This window comes from Mesorhizobium sp. WSM4806 (assembly GCF_055811635.1).
On record NZ_JBVVQZ010000008.1, the window covers coordinates 132,348 to 155,082 of the forward strand.

Sequence of the window (22,735 nt, forward strand, 5' to 3'; positions counted from 1 at the left end):
GACCGGCCGCGCCCAAGCCCACGACAGGAGGCGCGTGACCGAAATTGCCGACGCGAGAGGAACTGTACGCGAAGTTCGGGATCACGGCCGAAGCCGGTCAGCTATTCGAAACAGAGCTCGGAACGTTGCTTCTCTGCTCGCAAGGACTCGAGCATGGCTGGCACCTCGTGCCGAATGGCGAGAAAGCGCGCGCCTTTCTGGATGAGATCGACCGGAGCACGCTCGGGCGCCTATTAAATAGTTTCAAAGGTCCGATCCGCTTTGAAGGAGACCTTGCGGATAGGTTCGCGTCCGCTCTGAGAGCTCGAAATCGTCTGAACCATGGGTTTTACGAACGACACAACTTCAAGATCCAGACCGACGTGGGGCGGGACGCAATGATTGCCGATCTGGAAGCTATCCACGAAGAACTATTCCAAGCATGGCAGATCGCCAGCGCCATTACGTCACAAATATCGGAAATTATTCTACATGATGCATCTTCGCCGCAGCGAACATAATCGCCACTCGAAAGCAATACTATGAGAGCATCTAAAATAACGGCGATAGATTTCTTTGACGACCTGACCTCAAGTTACGCGCGCAAAAGGTTCTTCGGTGGGTTCAGCCTGCTGATAGTGTTCTGCCTGGTCCTCGTCGGCGTTGTTGAAGCATACGTCACATGGCCAATCACCAACGAGATCATCGTCTCCGTGCTGATCGAGATCGTGGCCGGGTCAGTGATCATCCTCGGGTTCTACGCTCTCTATGTCTACTTCATCGGAGCCAATACAGCCGTCAGAGAGGTGAACGTCACCCGTCCGCAGGATATCAGCGAGCGGATGATTGCGATGCCTAAGGACGTCCGGCATTACATGTTCTGGGGACGGTCGGGTTCGTTCTTCAGGGCTTATCCGCTGCTCCAGCTAGACAGGCAGGCCCGCGAGAACAAGCGCAACATCGTGGTCGACGTCCTCCTGCCCGATCCCGACGACGAGCGCCTCGTAAGGTCATACAGGGAGATCCTGAAGGCGCTTGGGGAGGAGCCGGGGGCCAACCCACTGCTTCCCAATGTCTTGGCGACCTGTATGGCCTGCGCAATCGTGTCGTCGAACAACAAGCACCTCGACATCAAGGTTCATCTGTCCCGAGGAATAACAGCCGCTTATTGATGACTTCAGCTCGAAAGATGTCCGTCGGTTCACGGCCCCAGATCGGCCACGGGAATTCATTCCCACTTTGGAAGCGGGTGGGCCGAGGTCTACTGCACCTATCGGGGGAAAGCAGAAAGACGGCTTATAGGCAGCCCGGACCGGGACGGCAACGTGACCGGTCGATCCTAGTTGGGCTTGTGCTGATCTATGCTTTTAGCAAGGATTCGGAGCGGATGAAGTTCGCACAGCAGGTCATTCAGACCATCGTGAATTTCGCGATCGGCGTGGTTGCGGGGATATTGGGCACGGGGGCAGCCTGATGGCCAAGAAGAGTCGCCCCAAGAACCAGCGTCCGGCCAGGACTACGACATCTCAGTTCATCTACAGTACGGCCCGCGGCTACCTTCAGTTCGTGGTGGTCGGTCATAACCACCAACCTTTCGGCACCGCTTACGAAATGAGCTTCCATCTTCCCAAGAGGATGCTGCTCGGGTTCGCGCTGGAGCTCTTCCTGAAAGCGTGGCTGCATCATTCCGGAACAACCGAAGGCGACCTGCGGGACATCTACGGCCATGATATCGAGGACCTGCATCAGGACGCGATTGCCAACGGTCTACCACAGACGCCTGACTTTGGCCGGTTGGTTCAGGAGCTCGGCTCCGACCACAAAGACTTCGGGTATCGCTACATGCACGATACCAGCCAGTACAATCCTATGGACTATGTCGCCGTCGTCACCATCCTGCAGGAGCTGGATCGCGTGGTTGATGAGCGGATAGGCGCAAGCGCAGCGTTTGGCTTGCAGCCGGGACACTGAACGGCGAAATTGAGGTCGTGACCTGAAGGCCGCTTTCCTTTGGCTGGAACTCCTAAGCAGACCGACAGCTCGCGGCCCCAAAATGACCATGAACGCCGAGATTTGGTGGAAAACGGAACATCTGATGTCGGCGCACCCTCTAGCAAATTTCCACCACATCCCAGAACTAACGATCGCTTCATCGGGATTGGCTGATAGCTTCGGCACGTCTTGGGATGACAGGACTGCGGGAGGATGCCCCCTTGAGAATGAGATATCTGCTAGCCGCCTCACTCGTTGTGGCAATCGTCCTGACGCTCAGATGGGAATGGCGGGAGCCCCATCACTTCGAGGATGAGGTCATGCGAGCCGCGCTGGCGGAGGAAGTTCGCCGGGACGACACCCGTTGCCCGCTCAGCAGCAAAGCTGTGGAGCAGGCTCGGCCATGGGTTCTTGCAGCCTGCGCGGCAGGCGGGCTCGGCTGGCATGAGGCAGCGGCGAAATATGGCGACGATGCAGCCAGAGTGTTCCTCGTCTATGGCGAGGATGCGGATTTCGTGGAGGTTTTCGACCGTCTCGGCCATCCGGTCGTGCCGGTGATTGCTTATTTCGTGAGGAATGGATCGTCGCAGTACTTGTTGCAGGAAACCGTCGGTCAGGGCCTCTCGAGCCTGTGGGACGACCGGCAGGTAGGATTCGGCCTCGCCGAGATTTCGCCGGAGCAATATGGGCTTATTGCCATTCACGAGCTCAAGGATCGCGGGCATGAGATGCTGTCGGAGTTCGAGATCGTTGACGGAACAGCAGTCCGCAGACAGTTCACCCGCACGCTGCTTGTTGCGAAGAACATAGTCCTGGGCGGCGTTTCCGATCTGGAAGGGGTGATCACCCGCGGCGAGCGGCTTCCGACCTGGGGCGAGATGGGTTGGGCGGCCTTCGATGCGGCAATCGTCGTCGGGGGGGTGGGCGCCGCAGCCAAGGCATTGCGCGTTGCGAAGGCACCGGTGGCCGCGGCTGGTCGCGGAACTGTGCGGATGGCACATCTGAGGGCTGCAGGCAAAGGCGCGTTCCAATCGCTTTCCGCCGTCGGTACCGCAGCCGGTGTCGCCGCCGTCGTCGCACTTCCCTATGTGGCGATCACGCGACCTCACCTTCTGACAGACGCGGCCGGTTGGATAGCCGAACAAGCAGGTCTCCCGGCCTGGCTCGGCGCCTTTGCGGCCTACCTTATACTCTGTCTTGTCCTGGCTTCTCTGCTGAGGATGGTTCTGGCGCCGCTGGCCTGGACGCTGCGAACGCTGAGCAAGATCGTTGGACGACTCGCCGGTGCCGGCGGTGTCCGATCCGCGGCAGCCTAAATCCCGCGCACAGCGCCAATGGCAGGTTACAAATGGTGGAATGTTAACGCTTCAGTCATTGAAGTCGCGATGTTGAATGCCTTCAGGTTTTAGGGGAGATTAAGCCGATGATAAAAGCGGATACTCCGTTCGCCCTTATGCTGGAGATGCACGCCGTGGTCTTAGGCGTTCCAGGGCTTATTCTGCTGGCATCAGCCGCAATCGTTGCATTGATACGCCCTTGGCGCTTTTCTTCATCGGTCGGCTTGGCTTGCAAACTGGCTTCAGGAGTTGGCATCATGGCTGCGGCAGTTGTGCTCGCACAGGGAGCATTTCTTCTCGGCTTTGGCACGCTGTTAGAGGATCCACGCTATCGTTCTCACTTCGTCTGTGAACCCTGCTTTTGAGTCCGCAAAGGGGCCGTCAACAGAACGGCCGCTTGTTGCGCCGCTTCCTGATAGCTGCCGGACTGCTTACGGCCCCGAGTGAAGTCATTCGACAACTATCGCCGATTGAACACGTTTGGCGCGAAGCAGACATAGTTTAGATGGCGCGGCCTCAGATTCTGCAAAATCGCGAGTGGTTTGGTATGCGTCTGCCAGCTCCATCGAGCGGCCTAGATGCTTTTCCATCTTTTCAGTGGGGATATCTGTGGGGCAGGCAGAATTCGGGATGCCTAACCCATTGTTTTTTCTGGTCGGAGTGGCAGGATTTGAACCTGCGACCCCATCGTCCCGAACGATGTGCGCTACCAGGCTGCGCTACACTCCGTGACCAGACCGCGGGCTTATAGCCGCCGTACTTCCTTCCTGCAAGCACCAATGGCAGCGCTTCTGTCGCATTTCTTGCCGTTTCGCTCTAACGTCATACAGGTTTCAGTTCCCTGCGGGATAAACACCGCTTAACGGCTCGTGTTATAGGCATGGCCACCTGCGTTGAAACCACTCTGAATCCAGCCGCTTGGAGTTGCTGTCTTGTCCCTGAAGATCGTTAGTGAAGCCCTTCCCAACACCTTCGAGTTTGAAACCACGGCGCTGATCAAGGCGTCCGGCTTTCGTGAGTATGATGCGCGCTGGTGGTTCGGCCATCCGGGCTCTGCCGAGCCGCCGGAGCTCAACCTGATCGGTGTCCAGGCGCTTGGCATGGGGCTCGGCACGCTGATCCGGCGCCTGGGCGCCGGGCCGGACATCGTGACCGGGCATGATTTCCGCTCCTATTCGCTGGCGATCAAGCTGGCGCTGGTTTCCGGGCTGATGGCCGCCGGCGCGCGGGTTAGGGATATCGGGCTGGCGCTGTCGCCGATGGCTTATTTCGCCCAGTTCGCGCTCGACACGCCGTCTGTCGCCATGGTCACCGCCTCGCATAACGAGAACGGCTGGAGCGGCGTCAAGATGGGGGCGGCGCGTCCGCTGACTTTCGGTCCGGAGGAAATGAGCGCATTGAAGACGATCGTGCTTGCCGGCGACTTCGACCTGGTCGGCGGCGGCTCATATGACTTCGTTGCGGATTTCCGCAAGATCTATCTCGACGACCTGACCCGCGACAAGCGCATAGCGAGAAAGCTCAAGGTGGTCGCCGCCTGTGGCAACGGCACTGCCGGCGCTTTTGCACCTGAAGCGCTGGAACGGATCGGCTGCGAGGTGATCCCGCTCGATGTCGAGCTCGATCATAGGTTTCCGAATTACAACCCCAATCCCGAAGACATGAAGATGCTGCACGCGATCCGCGACAAGGTGCTGGAGACAGGAGCAGATGTCGGGCTTGGCTTCGACGGCGATGGCGACCGCTGCGGCGTGGTCGACAATGAAGGCAACGAGATCTTCGCCGACAAGGTCGGCGTCATGCTCGCGCGCGACATTGCGCGCCTGCATCCAGGCTCGACCTTCGTCGTCGACGTCAAGTCGACCGGATTGTTCAATACCGACGCCGCGCTGCGCGCCGATGGAGCCGTCACCGATTATTGGAAGACCGGCCACTCCTACATAAAGCGGCGCGTCGCCGAGCTTGGCGCTATCGCCGGTTTCGAGAAATCCGGTCATTTCTTCTTCAACCCGCCGATCGGGCGCGGCTATGACGATGGTCTGATCACAGCCATCGCCATCTGCGAGATGCTGGATCGCAGCCCCAAAAGCAGCATGGCCGATCTCTATCGCGACCTGCCGCTGACCTTCGGCACGCCGACCATGTCGCCGCACTGCGCCGACGAGCTGAAATATGGCGTGGTCGAGCGGGTCGTTTCCGACTTTCAGACCATGAAGCATGACGGCGCCATCTTCGCCGGCCAGAAGATCGCCGAGCTGATCACCGTCAATGGCGTTCGCGTCGTTGCCGAGGACGGCACTTGGGGCCTGGTGCGGGCGTCGTCGAACAAGCCGGAGCTTGTCGTCGTGGTGGAGAGCCCGGTATCGTCGGAGCGGCGCCGGCAGATGTTCGAAGCCGTTGATGCGGTGCTGCGCCGCAGCCCTGAGGTCGGCGCCTACAACCAGACGTTTTAAGTTCTCTGGCTAAGGTCTCTGGTCGGCGGCGCCGGTGAGCCTCAATAGGGGCTCGCGACGTCGCCGGTCTCGACATAGACCGACTTCAACTGGGAATAGAGTGCCAACGCGGCAAGTGAGTTTTCTCGCCCGATTCCCGACTGCTTGAAGCCGCCGAAGGGAATTTCGACGGGCGTCAGGTTGTAGGCGTTGATCCAGCAGGTGCCGGCCTGCAGCTCGGCGATGACGCGGTGGGCGCGCGGCAGATCGCGCGTGAACACGCCGGCGGCAAGGCCGAATTCGGTATCGTTGGCGCGGTCGATCACCTCGTCCTCACCGTCGAATTTCAGCACGCTCATGACAGGCCCGAAAATCTCCTCGCGCGCGATGCGCATCGTGTCGGTGACGCCGGTGAAGACCGTCGGCTCGACGAAGAAGCCGCCCTGGAAACCTTGCAGCGAAGGTACATTGCCGCCGCAGGCGAGCACAGCGCCATCCTGCTTGCCGGTCTCGATATAGCCGATGACCTTTTCATGCTGGGCCTTGGAGACCAGCGGCCCCATCTGCGTTTCCTGGTCGAGCGGATCACCGACACGGATCTTCTTGGTCCGCTCGACCAGCCGTTCGACGAAACGGTCGTGGATGCTCTTCTGCACGAACACCCGCGTGCCGTTGGAGCAGATCTGGCCGGTCGAATAGAAATTGCCGAGCATGGCCCCGCCAATGGCATTTTCGAGATCGGCATCGTCGAAGACGATCAGCGGCGACTTGCCGCCAAGTTCCATGGTGGCGTGCTTCATCTTCGAGCCGGCGAGCGACAGAACCTTGCGGCCGGTCGGCACCGAGCCGGTCACCGAAACCTTGGCAACGACATCGTGCCCGACGAGGCCGGCGCCGACATCGCCATAGCCTTGCACGACGTTGAACAGGCCGTCGGGCAGGCCGGCCTCGGTGTAGATTTCGGCGAGCGCCAGCGCCGACAGCGGCGTGTTCTCGGACGGCTTGAACACCATGGCGTTGCCCATGGCGAGTGCCGGCGCCGATTTCCAGCCGGCGATCTGGATCGGATAGTTCCAGGCGCCGATGCCGACGCAGACGCCCAGCGCCTCGCGCCTTGTATAGGCAAAGGCGCCGCCGAGATCGACGGACTCGCCATTATAGGCAGCGACCGCGCCGCCGAAATATTCGAGGCAGTCGGCTGCCGATGGCGCGTCCGCCACCAGCGTCTCCTGGATTGGCTTGCCGGTATCCAGCGTCTCGATGCGCGCCAGGTCGGCGTTGCGCACGCGCAATATGTCGGCGGCGCGGCGCAGGATGCGCCCGCGCTCGACCGGCTTCAGCCGCGCCCAGGCCGGTTGTGCTGCACGCGCTGCTTCGATCGCCAGTTCAAGCACGTTCGGCGTCGCCGAACGCAGCATCGCGATGGTCTCGCCGGTTGCCGGATAGATGACCGGCAGCGGCGCACCTTGCTCATCGTCGATGTAGCGTCCGTTGACATAGTGCGATGCCTTTGGCTGGGCGCGCATGGGATCTTCTCCAAATTGTCTTTCGACGGGCCCGGCGGGCAGACACCGCCGGATCATCGCTTATCGCATCGGCCCGAAAATCGGAATCGATTTTCGGAAAGCACGATGCGAGGACTAAAAAAGCGATAGAGCGCATGTGCGTCCGAATGGACCCACGTCGTTCTATCGATCCGACACCTGCCAGCGCGGATTGATCCATGGTTCCTGGTTGGACGGCGCCAGCGGCGTGCGGCCGAGAATGTGATCGGCGGCCTTTTCGCCGGTCATGATCGACGGCGCGTTCAGATTGCCGTTGGTGACGCGCGGGAAGATCGAAGAATCGGCGATCCGCAGCCCGTCGACGCCGATGACACGGCATTCCGGATCGACGACGCTCATCGCATCATCCTTGCGGCCCATCTTGCAAGTGCCGCAGGGGTGGTAGGCGCTTTCGGCGTGATCGCGGATGAAGGCATCGAGATCGTCGTCCGACTGCACCTGCGAGCCCGGCGAGATCTCCTTGCCGCGATAGGGGTCGAAGGCCGACTGGCCGAAGATCTCGCGCGTCAGCCGGATGCAGTGGCGGAACTCGATCCAGTCGTCCGGATGCGACATGTAGTTGAAGCGGATCACCGGCTTCGATCCGGGATCAGGCGAGCGCAGCGTGACCGAACCGCGCGACTTCGATCGCATCGGCCCGACATGCGCCTGGAAACCGTGCGCTTTCGCCGCCGCCTTGCCGTCATAGCGAACCGCCGCCGGGATGAAGTGATACTGGATGTCGGGATAGTCGACGCCGGCGCGCGAGCGCACGAAGGCGGCCGCCTCGAAATGGTTGGTTGCACCAAGGCCCGACTTGAAGAACAGCCATTGCGCGCCGATCAGCGCCTTGGAGAACGGGTTCAGCACCGAATTCAGCGTGATCGGCTGCGTCGATTCCTGCTGGATGTAGAGCTCCATATGGTCCTGCAGGTTGCGGCCGACGCCGGGCCGGTCGGCGACCACCGGAATGCCGTATTCCCTGAGATGTTGGGCCGGGCCGATGCCGGACAGCATCAGGATCTTGGGCGAATTGATCGAGGACGCGGCAACGATCACTTCACGTCGTGCCTTGATCACCTGAATCCGTCTGCGCACTTCGATCTCGACACCGGTGGCACGTTGATTCTCGATGATCACCCGTCGGGCGAAGCCCTTGACCAGGCTTACATTTTTCCGCCTCAGCGCCGGCCTGAGATAGGCACTCGCCGCCGACCAGCGGCGGCCGCCGCGAATGGTCTGCTCCATTGGCCCAAAGCCTTCCTGCTTCGCGCCGTTGTAGTCGTCGGTCAGTTCGAAGCCGGCCTGACGGCCTGCCTCGACAAAGGCGCCGTAGAGCGGATTCGTCCTTGAGCCGCGCTGCACGGTCAGCGGGCCGCCATGGCCGCGCCAGCCATTCTCGCCGCCGTTGGCGTCCTCCATGCGCTTGAAGTAGGGGAGCACGTCGGCAAACCCCCAGCCAGCCGCGCCCTGTTCCGCCCAATGGTCGAAATCGCGGGCGTGACCGCGTACATAGACCATGCCGTTGATCGAGGACGAGCCGCCGATGACCTTGCCGCGCGGCGTCGCCAGCACACGGCCGCCGAGATGCGGCTCCGGCTCGCTGGCAAAACCCCAGTCGTAGAGGCTCATATTGAGCGGGATCGACAGCGCCGACGGCATCTGGATCAGCGGCCCGATGTCGCTGCCGCCAAATTCGATGACGATCACCGAATATTTGCCATCCTCCGACAGCCGGTAGGCCATGGCCGAGCCGGCCGAGCCGGCGCCGATGATGACGAAATCCGCCTCAAGCATGGTTCATATGCGCCCATCGTTCATATGCGTCATGAAATCGGCGAGCGAGACATTGCCGCCGGTTGCCACCACGAGCACGCTCTTGCCGCTCACATCCACCTTGCCGCCGAGCAGCGCCGCCAGCGATGCAGCGCCCGAAGGTTCCAGCACCAGCTTCAACCGTTCGAAGGCGACGCGCATCGCGCCGCGCACCGATTGATCGTCGACGGTGATGCCGCGAACGCCCGCGGTCCTGACCGCCGCGAACGGCGCGTCGCCGGGCCTGCGCGCCATCAGCCCGTCGCATATCGATTTCGGCCCGATCGGCATGGTTTCGATGACGCCATGCGCCAGCGACGCGCCCATGCCGTTGAAACCTTCCGGCTCGACACCGATGATCTCGGTCGCCGGCGACAGATAGTGGAAAGCCAGCGAAACGCCGCCGATCAGCCCGCCGCCGCCGACCGCGGAGAACAGCAGATCGGCGCTGGCATTCCTGGCATCGAGTTGCTCGAGTGCCTCCAGCCCGGCACCAGCCTGGCCGGCGACGATCTCAGGGTCGTCGAACGGATGCAGCAGCGCCAGCCCCTCGGTCTCGGCGATCTCGCGCGCCGTGGCGGCGGCAACCTCCTCACGCGCGCGCTCGCCATGGTCGGTCAGCACCACGCGCGCACCATAGCCGGTCGTTGCGTCGCGCTTGGCGGCCGGCGCGTCGATCGGCATGACGATGGTCACCGGAATGCCCAGCGCCTGGCCGGCGGCGGCCAGCCCTTGCGCGAAATTGCCGGAGGAATAGGCGACAACGCCCTTCCTGGCATCATCGGGCGAAAGCCGCTTCAGCCGCCAATAGGCGCCGCGCACCTTGAAGGAACCCGCCCATTGCAGCGACTCCGGCTTGACGAAGACGCGCAAGGCGCCGGTCTCTCTGGCCAAGGCCGCCGATTCCAGCAGCGGCGTGATCTGCGTCGCCTTGGCGGTGACGGCATAGGCCTGTTTGAGGTGATCGAGGGAGGGGACCTGGGTTGTCATCATTCGCCTCGTGGAAAGCGCTTCTGCTCTTCGAGCAGGTCGAGGTTCATGTGGTTGCGCATATAACGTTCCGAGGCCTTCTGCAGCGGCTGGAATTCCCAGGGGTAATGCGTGCCGTTGCGCAGCGCCGGATAGACCACCCAGCGGCGCGCCTGGCTGGCGCGTACGGCGGCATCGAAGGCAGCCATGTCCCAGCGCGCCCGGACCTTGTCGGTGAAGGAAGCCACCAAAGCCGCGTGCGCCGGGTCGGCGGCGAGGTTGGTCAATTCCCGCGGATCCGCTTCAAGATCAAACAGTTGCGGCGGATCGATCTCGCAATGGATGAATTTGTAACGGCCCTCGCGGATCGCCACTATCGGCGCGTTGGAGCCTTCGGCCGTATATTCCATCAGCACAGGTTCAGTGCGCGTCTTGCCGTCGAGCAGCGGCAGCAGCGACTGGCCGTCGGTCCATGGCGCAATCCCGCTCATGTCGATGCCGGCGAGGTCGCAAAGCGTCGGCACGACGTCGAGATTGGAGACCGGTGCGTCGATCAGGATGGCCGAAATGTCTTTTCCGGCGATCATCAGCGGCACCCGCGCCGAGCCCTCGAAAAAGCACATCTTGAACCACAGGCCGCGCTCGCCGAGCATGTCGCCGTGATCGGAGCAGAACAGGATGATCGTGTCGTCGAGCATTCGCGTGCGCTCGAGCACCGACAGCAGTTCGCCGACCTTGTCGTCGAGATAGGAGATGCTGGCGAAATAGCCGCGCCGCGCGCGGCGGATCTGCTCGCCGGTGATGTCGAAACTGTCATAGTCGCTGGCGCGGTAGAGCCGCTGCGAATGCGGATCCTGTTCATCATAGGGGACGAAGCCGACTTCCGGCTCGAGCGCCGGGCAATCCTCGTAGAGATCCCAATAGCGCCGGCGCGCGACATAGGGGTCGTGCGGATGGGTGAAGGAGACGGTCAGGCACCACGGCCGGCGCGCGGCATCGTCCGAGACGCGGGCGAAATCATAAAGCTTCTGCACCGCGTGAAAGGCGACCTCGTCGTCATATTCCATCTGGTTGGTGATCTCGGCGACGCCGGCGCCGGCCACCGAACCGAGATTGTGATACCACCAGTCGATCCGCTCGCCGGGCTTGCGATAATCCGGCGTCCAACCGAAATCGGCCGGATAGATGTCGGTGGTCAGCCGCTCCTCGAAGCCATGCAACTGATCCGGCCCGACGAAATGCATCTTGCCGGACAGGCAGGTGTGGTAGCCGGCGGCGCGCAGGTGATGCGCATAGGTCGGGATCGAAGAGGCGAATTCGGCGGCATTGTCATAGACCTCGGTGCGCGATGGCAACTGGCCGCTCATGAACGCCGCACGGCCCGGCGCGCAGAGCGGCGAGGCGGTGTAATTGTTCTTGAAGCGCGCCGAACGAGCCGCCAGCGCCTTCAGATGCGGCGCATGCAGGAAGTCCGCCGGCCCATCCGGGAACAATGTGCCGTTGAGCTGATCGACCATGACGATCAGAAAATTGGGTCGCTTTGACGTCACTGCGCGCTCCGCCGGCCGAGTTTCGTTTCGAGATAGTCCTCGATCAGCGCGATCGCGGTCGCGGCATTGGGCACGCCGTCCTTCAGCGCGCGCCTGATGTAGAGCCCGTCGATCAGCGCCGCTGTCGCCTCGGCGACGCGGTCGGCTTCGCTTCTCAGCAGGATGCCGGTCAGCCCGCTCAACAGATTGGAATGCAGGCGCCGCGCATAGACCTTGAGCAGCCGGCGCAGCGCAGGCGATTTCTGCGCCTCGACATAGAAGGCGAGCCAGGCGGCTATCGTTTCCGGCTGGAACTGGGCGTCGGAGAAATTGACGGCGACCACCGCCGAAACGCGCTGGCGTGGCGTGCTGGCCGATCGAAGCGCGCGCCGCATGTCGGCGGTCAACTCGGCCAGGATGTGGCGCATCGTCGCCAGCAAAAGTTCGTCCTTGGCGCCGAAATAGTGATGGGCGAGCGCCGAGGACACCCCGGCGCGCCCGGCGATTTCCGACATCGTCACATCAAGCGAACCGCGCTCGCCGATCGCCGAGATCGTCGCGTCGATCAGCGCCCTGCGGCGCAGCGGCTCCATTCCGATTTTCGGCATCTTTGCTCCGGTCCGTTGCGGCAAGATTATTTTTTATTGACGGATCAATCAACAAAAATCCGACGCGATTGTGTGGCAAATGTCAGCTGCCGTGACCAGATATCAAGATCAAGTCGTTGTGTGGTTCCGGCCCCTTTACGAAGTCGCTGGAACGGTTCATGCTTGAACAATGTTGATAGCGCGCCGCGACATCGCGTAGCCCGGCCCGCAGGGATGGAGATAACCATGACAGCATGCATCGTCGGCTGGGCGCATTCGCGCTTCGGCAAGCTCGAAGGCGAGACGCTGGAGGGCCTGATCACCAAGGTGGCCAGCGAGGCGCTCGATCATGCCGGCATCGGTCCGGACGAGGTCGACGAGATCGTGCTAGGCCACTTCAATGCCGGCTTTTCCGCACAGGATTTCACCGCAAGCCTGGTCCTGCAGGCCGACGACCGACTGCGCTTCAAGCCGGCGACGCGCGTCGAGAACGCCTGCGCCACCGGCTCGGCGGCGGTCAGGCAAGGCATCCGCGCCATCGACGCCAAAGCGGCTCGCATCGTGCTGGTGGTCGGCGCCGAGCAGATGACGACGACATCAGGTCCAGAAATCGGCAAGAATCTTCTCAAGGCCTCTTATCTGCCCGAGGAGGGCGACACGCCGGCAGGCTTCGCCGGCGTTTTCGGCCAGATCGCCCAAGCCTACTTCCAACGCTATGGCGACCAGTCGGACGCGCTGGCGATGATCGCCGCCAAGAACCACAGGAACGGCGTCGACAATCCCTACGCGCAGATGCGCAAGGATTTCGGCTATGAGTTCTGCCGGCACGAGAGCGAGAAGAACCCCTTCGTCGCCGGTCCCCTGAAGCGTACCGACTGCTCGCTGGTGTCGGACGGCGCCGCCGCGCTGGTGCTTGCCGACACGGCGACGGCATTGAAGATGCGCCGCGCCGTCGCTTTCCGCGCCAACGAGCATGTGCAGGATTTCCTGCCGATGTCGAAGCGTGGCATCCTGGCATTCGAGGGTTGCGAGCAGGCGTGGAACCAGGCGCTGAACAAGGCCGGTGTGACGCTCGACGATCTGTCCTTCGTCGAGACGCATGACTGCTTCACCATCGCCGAGCTGATCGAATATGAGGCGATGGGCCTGGCGAAACCGGGCGAGGGCGCAAAACTGGCGCTGGACGGCGAGACGGCGAAGGACGGCCGGCTGCCGGTCAATCCGTCAGGCGGGCTGAAAGCCAAGGGCCATCCGATCGGCGCCACCGGCGTCTCGATGCACGTGCTGAGCGCCATGCAGCTCGTCGGCGAGGCCGGCGGCATCCAGGTGCCCGGAGCAAAGCTCGGCGGCATCTTCAATATGGGCGGCGCCGCCGTCGCCAACTATGTTTCCATTCTCGATCGGATCAGATAAAACCCGCCCGCATTACAGCGCCGCGCGCCCTTCCGGGCGCGCAAAGGACGCTGTAACACTTTGATTTTACGCATGATCCTTTTCGAAAATCGAATCCGATTTTCGAGGTCGTGCGTTAGTGGGGAATTCATGACAAATCCGGTTCTGGTCGAAGTTTTGCGCGGCGCCGTGGTCGAGAGCGCGCATCGTGGCGCCATTGCGGTCTTCGATGCCGATGGCAAGCCGGTCTGGGAAATCGGCGATACGGCTCGCCCGGTGTTCCCGCGCTCGGCGGTCAAGGCGATCCAGGCGCTGCCGCTGGTCGAAAGCGGCGCCGCCGATGCGTACGGTTTCGGCGACCGCGAACTGGCGCTGGCCTGCGCTTCGCATTCCGGCGAGCCGGCGCATGTCGAACTGGCGCGGGCGATGCTGGCCAAGGCCGGGCTGGACGTGGCGGCACTGGAATGCGGCGCGCATTGGCCGTCCAGCCATGACGCGACCGTTGCGCTGGCCAGCAACGGCAATTTGCCAAACGCGCTGCACAACAATTGTTCCGGCAAGCATGCGGGCTTCCTCTGCACCTGCGTCCATGCCGGCGTCGCCCATCGCGGCTACGTCAAATCCGGCCATGCCTCGCAGGAGATGGTGCGCGATGCGATGCAAGCGGTGACCGGTGCCGCCCATGATGTCGATCATTGCGGCACCGACGGCTGCTCGATCCCGACCTATGCCGTGCCGCTGCGCAGCTTCGCCCTCGGCTTTGCCCGCATGGCGACCGGTGCCGGCTTTGAACCCGTGCGCGCCAAGGCCGCAAAGCGGCTGCTTTCCGCCTGCATGGCCGAGCCATTTCTGGTCGCCGGCACGGGCAGGGCTGATGTTGCGCTGATGCAGGCCGCGTCAGGCCGGATTTTTGTGAAGGGAGGGGCCGAAGGCGTCTATTGCGCGGCACTTCCCGAGCTTGGCCTAGGCATTGCGCTGAAATGCGATGATGGCGCCGGCCGCGCCGCTGAAGTCACGGTCGCGGCCGTGCTGGCCAGGTTTTTGCACGCCGACAAGGCGCTGGCGGCGATACTGACCGAAGAGGCACATCCGCCCATAGAAAGCCGGATCGGCGCCAAGGTCGGCTCACTCCGCCCTACTGCTGCGCTGGACTGAGAACGGGCATTCAGCTCGCATGATTGCGTCCGACGGTCAGTTGCGCAAAGCCACACAAATTCCCAGCGTCCTCCCGTCGCGCCGCAGGAATCGTGTCACGCCGGATCGGCAGATCCGGTTTTCCGGCAATAGCTTGTGGAGTCGCCACGCGAGGCATAAGCTCGACTGATGAGCAGAGCCTTCACGCGCGAAGAAGATAGCGAAAACGCCATCGCCGGCATCGGCGAGCGGCCGATCAGCCACCATCGCAATCTGGTGACGCAACGCGGCCTGGCGCTGATCGACGCCGAACTGGCTGCCCTGCGCGACGATCTGGGCAGAGCGGAAAAGAGGGCCGACCGCGAGCGCATCGCGCTCATCTCGCGCGACCTGCGCTACTGGACCGCGCGGCGTGAAAGCGCCGAGCTTTCCGTGCCGGAACCGGGCAGCGACCTGGTTCGCTTCGGCATGGGCGTCACGCTGGAAGGCGATGACGGCAGGAAGGTGCACTGGAGGATTGTCGGCGAGGACGAGGCCGATCCGGCCAAGGGGACGATTTCCCATGTTTCACCGATGGCCTTGGCCTTGTTCGGCAAGAAGGTCGGCGAAATTGCCGTGGTGAACGGCAGGGAGTGGGAGATTGTGAAGCTCTCCGACAGCTAATGCATGTCGCCCAAAAGCATGCGGGCCTGACCCGAGGGTGCGCAGCGGTTTTGCGATAGCGACTGCATAAAAACGAGAACTTAAAGCGCGTCGCGGGAATCCATCCCGAACGCGACGCACATTAGCCCTCGACCTTGACGACATGGTCGCGGAAGAACGCCGCAGCACCCGCCTCGTCGATTTCGCCGGCGGCGACGCCCATGACGAACTCATAGATCGTGCCGTTGTCGGCCGTCAGCACATAGCCGTTGACAATCAGGAACGCGCCGGCGGCGACGATGGCCGCGCGCTTGTTGCCGTCGACAAAGGCGTGATTTCTGGCGATGCCGAAGATATAGGCCGCCGCCAGATCCTCGATCGATGGATCACCATAGTTCGCCTTGTTCTCGGCTCGGGCGAGCGCCGATTCGAGGGCATTCTCATCCCTCAAACCGTGCGCTCCGCCGTGCCGACGCAACTGGTCGGCGTGCATGGCTTCGACCGCACGCCGGCTCAGGAACTCCCAGCTCATTCGGCGAGCTTCTGAAGCGCGACTTTGTATTTGTCCATGACTTGGCGAGCAGCTTCCATCTGCCGCTCGAAGCTGTCGTCCACTGGCCGAAGGGCGATGCCCTTGCTCGTTTCGACGATCTCAAGCTGATCGCCGGCCTTCAAATTCAGGTGATCGAGAATTTCCTTGGGCAGGATCACGCCTTCGGAATTGCCGATTTTGCGAATGGTCGTGTTCATGGATTCAACCCTTGTTGCAACGCCAATTATAACTCCAATTGTCGGTCGTTGCAACATGGATTATAACAAGTTCAGCCGGCCTGCAGCAGCCTATCCATCAGCCGCTCCGCCGCTTCCGGGATGACGGTGCCTGGCGGGAAGATTTCCACAGCACCCGCCTGCCGTACCGCCTCATGATCTTGCGGCGGGATGACGCCGCCGGCGACGATCAGCATATCGTCGCGGCCAAGCTTCTTCAGCGCGTCCCTGAGTTCGGGAATGAGCGTCAAATGACCCGCGGCCAGCGACGAGGCGCCAATGATATGCACGTCGTGCTCGACGCCAAGCCTGGCGATCTCGTCCGGCGTCTGGAACATCGGCCCGACGGTGACGTCGAAGCCTAGATCGGCAAAGGCGGTGGCGATCACTTTCTGGCCGCGATCGTGGCCATCCTGTCCCATCTTGGCGACGAGAATGCGTGGCTTGCCGCCGGACTTCTCCTCGAACGCGACGATCTTGTCCTGCAGCCGATCGACCTCCGGATTGTCGCCGAGCGCCTTGCGATAGACGCCGGAGATCGTCTGGACGGAGGCGACATGGCGGCCAAAAACCTTTTCCAGCGCCAGTGAAATCTCGCCGACCGTGGCGTTGGCGCGTGCGGCGCGAATGGCGAACTCCAGCAGATTTTCGCCGCTCTCCGCAGCCCGGCTCAGCGCACTCAGTGCGCTCTCGACGGCGCCGACGTCGCGCGTGCCTTTCAGCCGCTGCAGTTTCGACAATTGCCGGGCCCTGACTTCCGCGTTGTCGATCTTCAGCACGTCGACTTTGATATCCGTCTCGGGACGATGGGCGTTGACGCCGACCAGGATCTGCTCGCCCGAATCGATCCGCGCCTGCGTGCGCGCGGCGGCCTCTTCGATGCGCAGCTTCGGTATGTTTTTTTCGGTTGCGGCGGCCATGCCGCCCAGGCTCTCGACCTCTTCGATATGGGCAAGCGCGCGCGCCGCCAGGTCATGCGTCAGCCGTTCGAGATAGGCAGAGCCGCCCCACGGGTCGATGATGCGGGTGGTGCCGGATTCCTTTTGCAGGATGAGCTGCGTGTTGCGGGCGATGCGGGCCGAATGGTCGGTCGGCAGCGCCATCGCCTCGTCGAAGGCGTTGGTGTGCAGCGATTGTGTATGACCCTGCGTCGCCGCCATCGCCTCGATCATGGTGCGAATGATGTTGTTGTAAGGGTCCTGCGCCGTTAGCGACCAGCCCGAAGTCTGGCAATGGGTGCGCAGCGACAGCGAGCGCTCGTCCTTCGGCGAGAAGTTCTTCAGCATCAGGGTCGACCACAAAAGGCGGGCTGCCCTCAGCTTGGCGACCTCCATGAAGAAGTTCATGCCGATCGCCCAGAAGAAGGACAGGCGCGGCGCAAAACGGTCGATATCGAGACCCGCCGCGACACCGGCGCGGGCATATTCGATTCCATCGGCGATCGTGTAGGCGAGCTCGAGGTCGGCGGTCGCCCCTGCCTCCTGCATGTGATAGCCGGAGATCGAAATCGAATTGAACTTCGGCATGTGCTGCGACGTATAGGAGAAGATGTCCGACACGATCCGCATCGAAGGTTTTGGCGGATAGATGTAGGTGTTGCGCACCATGAACTCTTTCAGAATGTCGTTCTGAATGGTCCCGGCGAGGTCCTTTTGCGCAACGCCCTGTTCTTCCGCGGCGACGATGTAGAGCGCCATGATCGGCAGCACCGCGCCGTTCATGGTCATCGACACCGTCATCTCATCAAGCGGGATGCCGTCGAAGAGCTGGCGCATGTCGAGGATGGAATCGATGGCGACGCCTGCCATGCCGACATCACCGGCAACGCGCGGATGATCGCTGTCGTAGCCGCGATGCGTGGCAAGGTCGAAAGCGACCGACAGTCCCTTCTGGCCGGCCGCGAGGTTGCGCCGGTAAAAGGCGTTCGACTCTTCCGCCGTCGAGAAGCCGGCATATTGCCTGATCGTCCACGGCTGCTGGACATACATGGTCGGGTAGGGGCCGCGCACGAATGGCGGCAGGCCCGGATAAGTGTCGAGATGCGGCAACCCCTTGAGGTCGCCCTGGTTGTACAGATGCTTGATGGCCAGTCCTTCCGGGGTCATCCGCTGGCCCTTGACCTCAATCGGCGCCCGGCGCGGCGCCGACCAGCCGATCTGGCTGAAATCCGGAATCATGATGCTGCTCCGATCGATTGATCGATACGGATCGGAAACAGCGGCTCGCACACCGCGACGCCCTCGGTGACCGAGGGCCGCCGCTCCGCCGCCAAGGTTTCGACCGGACGTTCGATCTTCGACGGGTGAAGCGTCGTGCCGATGATGGCCCGGTCGCCCGCCTGATAGGCGGCATTGCGGCGGGCGGCGGCCGCCTGAACCCGTTTCTGGATGTGTCCTTGCTGCAGGCTGGACAGCACGCCGCCTTCCGCCTCGATCCGCTGGAATTCTTCCCACGCAGCTTCACAGAGTTCGCCAGTCAGCGCTTCAACGGCGCCCGAACCGCAAGCAGGGTCTGCGACATGATCGATATGGCTTTCGTTGGCCATGATCAGTTGCGTATTGCGGGCAACACGGCGGCCAAAGCCCGCCGGCAGGCCATGCGCGATCGTATGAGGCAGGATGGAGACCGAGTCCGCCCCGCCGGCTGCCGCGGCAAAAGCGGCGATCGTGGTGCGCAGGATGTTCGTCTCCGGATCCGCCGAGGTCATCATGCGGAACGATGTCTCGGCATGGATGTTGGCGGTGGCGGCGGAGATCGAGCATGCCTCCTGGACCCGCGCCCACAGCCTGCGCAGGGCCCTGACCTTGGCCATCGATACGAACTGGTCCTGGTCGACGCTCAGCGCAAAGCCGATATGGGGCGCCGCATAGACAAGCGGCTGGCGCGCCTCCTCGAACATCCGGAGATAGGAGACCGCCGAAGCCATCATGGTGCCCAGCTCCTGCGCTTCGGTGGCACCGGCATTGTGGAAGACGCGTCCGTCTGCCTCCAGCAGGACCCCGGGCACGCCCATCGAGAAAAAGTGCGCCAGGGACTGCGGCATCGACGCCTGCAAGGCCTCGATCGACATCCGCAACCGGCCGGTTCCGGCAAAGATCGCCGCCGGGTCGATGCCGAAGGACAGGTTGAGCTTTGCCGGGTCTGACCGGCGCTTGCTCAAGAACGCAACCAGCCAGTCGGCCACGGCGCGGCTCCAGGGATGCGCGTCGATGCGGACCTGGATGCGGTTGAGCGGCACGCCGTCCAGCACGGTCTCCAGCGCCTCGGCAGTCCTCGGCAGGCCGTAGCCGAACGCATTCGGCGCGCCTTCGAAGACAAGCGACAATCCGGTGGCGCCCTGTGCGACGTCCTCCAGGGCCTGGGCTTTGGCGCGGCCGACATCCGGATCGTCGATACGCTGGCTGACGATCCACGGCGATCCGGGGTTTGCCCGTGGGAGAGGCTCTGCGGTGACCGAACGATCATAAAGCGGTTCGATGCGGATGCCATCGTCCGTATGGGATACGAGTTTTTCCTCGAAGGATCCGCCGGCCAGGGCTTTTTCCGCAAGGGCCAGCCACCGCTGCCGGTCAGGGTTCGGAAGTTCGGCATCGTGGTTCAAGGCACCGGCCATCCGCTCTCCTCGTCTTCTCGGCCGATAGGCCTGGAACGTCAGTCTACGGTTCCCCGTCGCATATCACAATGCAACACGGGCCCTGCGACGGTGAACCGTCAACCGATTGCCAAACATGCGCAAAATCCGCAAGCTCCAAAACCCAATTTCGACCATGGCCATTGTCGCTGCGCAATGGCGTCATTATACCTGCGGCGAGCCCCGCTACTTTCAATAGATCAGGGCATTCAACACTTCAGGTTGCGGAGACCCGACACATGGCTGACGACACCAGTATTTTCATCGGAGCCAGCCGAAAGCCTGATGACAGCTACCAGCGCGCCGAAAACCTGCTGCTTCAGTATGGCAATCGTCATGGCCTGGTCACCGGCGCGACCGGCACCGGCAAGACCGTGAGCTTGCAGATTTTGGCGGAAGGTTTCTCCAATGCCGGCGTGCCGGTCTTCTGCGCCGACATCAAGGGCGACCTGTCCGGTATCGCCATGATGGGCGCGGCACAGGATTTTCTGGTCAAGCGCGCCGAGCAGGTCAAGCTCGATCCCTATGATTTCCAGGAATTTCCGGTCATATTCTGGGATCTTTTCGGCGAGCAGGGCCATCCGATCCGCGCCACCGTCTCGGAAATGGGGCCGCTGCTGCTGTCGCGGCTTATGAACCTGTCCGAGGCGCAGGAAGGCATCATGAACATCGCCTTCCGCATCGCCGACGAGGAAGGCTTGTTGCTGCTGGACCTGAAGGACCTGCAAGCGCTTCTTGCCAACATCGCCGAACGCGCCGAAGAAATCGGCGCTCGCTACGGCAATGTGACGAAACCTTCGGTTGGCGCAATCCAGCGCACGCTGCTGGTTCTGGAGCAGCAGGGCGCGACGAATTTCTTCGGCGAGCCGGCATTGCGGATCGCCGACATCATGCGCACCACCCGCGACGGGCGCGGCGCGATCAGCGTGCTGGCCGCCGACAAGCTGATGATGAATCCCCGGCTCTATGCGACATTCCTGTTGTGGCTGATGTCGGAACTGTTCGAGGAGCTGCCCGAAGTCGGCGATCCCGACAAGCCAAAGCTGGTCTTCTTCTTCGACGAGGCGCACCTTCTGTTCGACGACGCGCCGAAGGTGCTGATCGACCGCGTCGAGCAGGTGGTCCGCCTGATCCGTTCGAAGGGCGTCGGCGTCTACTTCGTCACCCAGAATCCGCTGGATATCCCCGAAACCGTTCTGGCCCAGCTCGGCAACCGGGTGCAGCACGCCCTGCGCGCCTACACGCCACGGGAGCAGAAGGCCGTGAGGACCGCCGCCGAGACGTTCAGGCCCAATCCCGACTTCGACTGTGCTACCGTGATCACGCAGCTCGGCACCGGCGAGGCGCTGGTCTCGACGCTGGAAGCCAAAGGTGTTCCGTCCATGGTCCAGCGGACGCTGGTTCGCCCGCCGTCGTCGCGACTTGGCCCGATCACGCCTGACGAGCGCCGCACGCTGATCACCGAGAGCCCGGTTGTGGGGCAGTACGATCAGACCGTCGATCGCGAATCGGCTTTCGAGATGCTGCAGAAAAAAGCCAAGGATGCGTTGGACGCGGAGGCACAGCAGCAGGAGAGCGGCGGCTCGCGCTGGACCATTCCAGGCTTCGGCAATGATGATCCCGCCCCCCAGCCCACCGGCGGCAGGCGAGCACCGGCGCCGCGAGCGTCCAATCGCCAGACGGTGGCGGAGGCGGCGATCAAATCGGTGGTTCGCTCGGTCGGCACGTCGGTTGGACGGGCGATCGTGCGCGGCATCCTCGGCAGCCTGGCCAGGGGGCGGCGCTGAAAGCACCGCATCGGACCCAAAACCGGGCACCGGTTTTGCGAGAATCCGATGCTCGGGAAAAGCATCGGACCGGAAATTCGCGGCGCCGAAAGTCCGCCGCTCCAGCGCCTTCGACCAGCTCAGAAGATCGGTTCCGAGATCGCCCTTGCCGGGCCGAGCAGGATCGATCCTTCCGGGACGCCCGCATCGATTGGAATGGCTTTGCGGTCTGCCGTGGCAACCAGTTCCTGACCGACACCGGAAGTAACGATCACCGGCGTCTTGTTGGGCACACGGTCATAGAGGTCGATAATGTCCTGATTTATCAAGCGAACGCAGCCAGATGACACTGATTTGCCTATGGAAAACCACTCCGGCGAGCCGTGCAGGCGGTACAGCGTGTCCTCGTTGCCCTCGAAGAGATACAGCGCCCGCGCTCCGAGCGGATTGGTGAGCCCGCCGGGCATGCCGCCATTCTCGGCGCTGTATTTTGCGTACTCGGGCTGGCGGGCGATCATTTCGGCCGGCGGCGTCCATTTCGGCCACTTCTGCTTCCACTGGACGACGGCATCGCCAGACCATTCGAAACCGGCGCGACCCAGCCCGACCCCATAACGAATGGCTTGTCCGCCCGGACGCACGAAATAGAGGTGGTGGCCGGCCGTATCGACGACGATGGTGCCGGGCGCTTGGCCGGTCGGATCGGGAACGATTTGACGCAGAAATTGCTCGTCGATTTTCTCGTAGGGTATGCCCGGCAGCTCGAACCCATTGTCGCTGACCGGACCGTACATTGTTGCATAGTCCATGAGCGGCGGCTCGACATTGGCTGGCGGCGGCGGCTCGACAGGCCGGCCTGCCGTCGTGGTGCAGGCGGAAACCGCAATCGAGGCGGCGCCGAGCGCAGCGGCGTTGAGAAAGCCGCGACGGCTCAGGCGATAGGAGTCGATTTCGGTTGTGAACATCGTTGCCTTTTTTAAGTCTCATATCGAAACAGAACATGAATACGCCAATCAGTACGGCGCGCCAGCCCTACCAATGCCTGGCGCGATAGGCGGTTCCGATTCTGGCCTGAGGGTGAACAAACAAAGGCAAAGCTGTGACGGTTCAGCCCCTGTTGCGCCGAGGCAACAGGCCCGCAGCGCCGCGCGTCAGCAAAGGACGCTGTCGCAGTTTTATTTTGCCTATGATCCTTTCCAAGAATCGATTCCGATTTAG

The 22,735-nt window shown here is 62.5% G+C and carries 21 protein-coding genes and 1 tRNA gene; 11 read left to right on the forward strand and 11 right to left on the reverse strand.

Annotated elements, in window-relative coordinates; translation table 11 throughout:
* Nucleotides 1-44: 44 nt before the first annotated feature.
* From AC0L2M_RS14525 to AC0L2M_RS14545, 5 genes are all read left to right on the forward strand, one after another.
* Nucleotides 45-500 (forward strand): hypothetical protein, encoded by a 456-nt coding sequence (locus AC0L2M_RS14525; RefSeq protein ID WP_473535210.1) that lies wholly within the window; start codon nucleotides 45-47, stop codon nucleotides 498-500.
* 21 nt (nucleotides 501-521) lie between these two features.
* Nucleotides 522-1,151, forward strand: a complete 630-nt coding sequence (locus tag AC0L2M_RS14530; RefSeq protein ID WP_473535211.1) for a hypothetical protein — start codon at nucleotides 522-524, stop codon at nucleotides 1,149-1,151.
* A gap of 301 nt (nucleotides 1,152-1,452) precedes the next feature.
* On the forward strand, nucleotides 1,453-1,950 hold the full coding sequence (locus tag AC0L2M_RS14535; RefSeq protein ID WP_473535212.1) for a hypothetical protein: 498 nt from the start codon (nucleotides 1,453-1,455) through the stop codon (nucleotides 1,948-1,950).
* A 248-nt stretch (nucleotides 1,951-2,198) separates the two neighbouring features.
* Complete coding sequence (locus AC0L2M_RS14540) at nucleotides 2,199-3,287, forward strand: hypothetical protein (RefSeq protein WP_473535213.1); 1,089 nt, start codon at nucleotides 2,199-2,201, stop codon at nucleotides 3,285-3,287.
* A 107-nt stretch (nucleotides 3,288-3,394) separates the two neighbouring features.
* Nucleotides 3,395-3,673: a hypothetical protein gene (locus tag AC0L2M_RS14545; RefSeq protein WP_287345141.1), complete on the forward strand. Its 279-nt coding sequence runs from the start codon at nucleotides 3,395-3,397 to the stop codon at nucleotides 3,671-3,673.
* A 287-nt stretch (nucleotides 3,674-3,960) separates the two neighbouring features.
* Here the strand turns inward: AC0L2M_RS14545 and AC0L2M_RS14550 are convergent.
* A tRNA-Pro gene (locus tag AC0L2M_RS14550) sits at nucleotides 3,961-4,037 on the reverse strand.
* Between the two features lie 203 nt (nucleotides 4,038-4,240).
* On the opposite strand from AC0L2M_RS14550, the gene AC0L2M_RS14555 reads away from it, so the two are divergent.
* Entirely contained in the window at nucleotides 4,241-5,761 is a 1,521-nt protein-coding gene (locus AC0L2M_RS14555; RefSeq protein ID WP_473535214.1) for a phosphomannomutase/phosphoglucomutase, read from the forward strand.
* A 41-nt stretch (nucleotides 5,762-5,802) separates the two neighbouring features.
* On the opposite strand, the gene betB is transcribed toward AC0L2M_RS14555, so the two are convergent.
* The 5 genes from betB to betI all read right to left on the reverse strand — a co-directional run bounded on the left by betB (nucleotide 5,803) and on the right by betI (nucleotide 12,205).
* The gene (gene betB, locus AC0L2M_RS14560; RefSeq protein ID WP_473535215.1) at nucleotides 5,803-7,266 is read right to left on the reverse strand and encodes a betaine-aldehyde dehydrogenase; all 1,464 of its coding nucleotides are present in this window, start codon (nucleotides 7,264-7,266) and stop codon (nucleotides 5,803-5,805) included.
* A gap of 162 nt (nucleotides 7,267-7,428) precedes the next feature.
* Complete coding sequence (gene betA / locus AC0L2M_RS14565; RefSeq protein ID WP_473535216.1) at nucleotides 7,429-9,081, reverse strand: choline dehydrogenase; 1,653 nt, start codon at nucleotides 9,079-9,081, stop codon at nucleotides 7,429-7,431.
* A 3-nt stretch (nucleotides 9,082-9,084) separates the two neighbouring features.
* Nucleotides 9,085-10,092, reverse strand: a complete 1,008-nt coding sequence (locus AC0L2M_RS14570) for a threonine/serine dehydratase (RefSeq protein ID WP_473535217.1) — start codon at nucleotides 10,090-10,092, stop codon at nucleotides 9,085-9,087.
* A complete protein-coding gene (betC, locus tag AC0L2M_RS14575) occupies nucleotides 10,089-11,618 on the reverse strand; it encodes a choline-sulfatase (RefSeq protein WP_473535218.1) in 1,530 nt (509 codons plus the stop codon). Before betC ends, AC0L2M_RS14570 begins: the two co-directional genes overlap by 4 nt.
* Complete coding sequence (betI, locus tag AC0L2M_RS14580; RefSeq protein WP_473535219.1) at nucleotides 11,615-12,205, reverse strand: choline-binding transcriptional repressor BetI; 591 nt, start codon at nucleotides 12,203-12,205, stop codon at nucleotides 11,615-11,617. The genes betC and betI overlap by 4 nt, the downstream gene beginning before the upstream one ends.
* A gap of 225 nt (nucleotides 12,206-12,430) precedes the next feature.
* On the opposite strand from betI, the gene AC0L2M_RS14585 reads away from it, so the two are divergent.
* The 3 genes from AC0L2M_RS14585 to greA all read left to right on the forward strand — a co-directional run bounded on the left by AC0L2M_RS14585 (nucleotide 12,431) and on the right by greA (nucleotide 15,373).
* Nucleotides 12,431-13,597: an acetyl-CoA acetyltransferase gene (locus AC0L2M_RS14585; protein WP_473535220.1), complete on the forward strand. Its 1,167-nt coding sequence runs from the start codon at nucleotides 12,431-12,433 to the stop codon at nucleotides 13,595-13,597.
* Nucleotides 13,598-13,726: 129 nt separating this feature from the next.
* Complete coding sequence (locus tag AC0L2M_RS14590; RefSeq protein WP_287173932.1) at nucleotides 13,727-14,731, forward strand: asparaginase; 1,005 nt, start codon at nucleotides 13,727-13,729, stop codon at nucleotides 14,729-14,731.
* 168 nt (nucleotides 14,732-14,899) lie between these two features.
* Complete coding sequence (gene greA / locus AC0L2M_RS14595) at nucleotides 14,900-15,373, forward strand: transcription elongation factor GreA (protein WP_128184556.1); 474 nt, start codon at nucleotides 14,900-14,902, stop codon at nucleotides 15,371-15,373.
* A 121-nt stretch (nucleotides 15,374-15,494) separates the two neighbouring features.
* Here greA and AC0L2M_RS14600 read toward each other — a convergent pair whose 3' ends face one another.
* The 4 genes from AC0L2M_RS14600 to AC0L2M_RS14615 form a co-directional block, all read right to left on the reverse strand.
* Nucleotides 15,495-15,884 (reverse strand): type II toxin-antitoxin system death-on-curing family toxin, encoded by a 390-nt coding sequence (locus tag AC0L2M_RS14600; RefSeq protein ID WP_473535221.1) that lies wholly within the window; start codon nucleotides 15,882-15,884, stop codon nucleotides 15,495-15,497.
* The gene (locus tag AC0L2M_RS14605) at nucleotides 15,881-16,102 is read right to left on the reverse strand and encodes an AbrB/MazE/SpoVT family DNA-binding domain-containing protein (protein ID WP_023800850.1); all 222 of its coding nucleotides are present in this window, start codon (nucleotides 16,100-16,102) and stop codon (nucleotides 15,881-15,883) included. The genes AC0L2M_RS14600 and AC0L2M_RS14605 overlap by 4 nt, the downstream gene beginning before the upstream one ends.
* A 71-nt stretch (nucleotides 16,103-16,173) precedes the next feature.
* On the reverse strand, nucleotides 16,174-18,297 hold the full coding sequence (gene scpA / locus AC0L2M_RS14610) for a methylmalonyl-CoA mutase (RefSeq protein WP_473535222.1): 2,124 nt from the start codon (nucleotides 18,295-18,297) through the stop codon (nucleotides 16,174-16,176).
* A complete protein-coding gene (locus AC0L2M_RS14615) occupies nucleotides 18,294-19,733 on the reverse strand; it encodes a methylmalonyl-CoA mutase subunit beta (RefSeq protein WP_287140535.1) in 1,440 nt (479 codons plus the stop codon). Before AC0L2M_RS14615 ends, scpA begins: the two co-directional genes overlap by 4 nt.
* 257 nt (nucleotides 19,734-19,990) lie before the next feature.
* On the opposite strand from AC0L2M_RS14615, the gene AC0L2M_RS14620 reads away from it, so the two are divergent.
* Complete coding sequence (locus AC0L2M_RS14620; RefSeq protein WP_128172653.1) at nucleotides 19,991-21,538, forward strand: helicase HerA-like C-terminal domain-containing protein; 1,548 nt, start codon at nucleotides 19,991-19,993, stop codon at nucleotides 21,536-21,538.
* Nucleotides 21,539-21,657: 119 nt separating this feature from the next.
* Here AC0L2M_RS14620 and AC0L2M_RS14625 read toward each other — a convergent pair whose 3' ends face one another.
* On the reverse strand, nucleotides 21,658-22,482 hold the full coding sequence (locus AC0L2M_RS14625; protein WP_128247474.1) for a L,D-transpeptidase: 825 nt from the start codon (nucleotides 22,480-22,482) through the stop codon (nucleotides 21,658-21,660).
* On the opposite strand from AC0L2M_RS14625, the gene AC0L2M_RS14630 reads away from it, so the two are divergent.
* Nucleotides 22,475-22,735, forward strand: coding sequence for a hypothetical protein (locus AC0L2M_RS14630; RefSeq protein WP_128168034.1), 261 nt, complete (start codon nucleotides 22,475-22,477; stop codon nucleotides 22,733-22,735). The two genes, AC0L2M_RS14625 and AC0L2M_RS14630, sit on opposite strands and share 8 nt — an antisense overlap.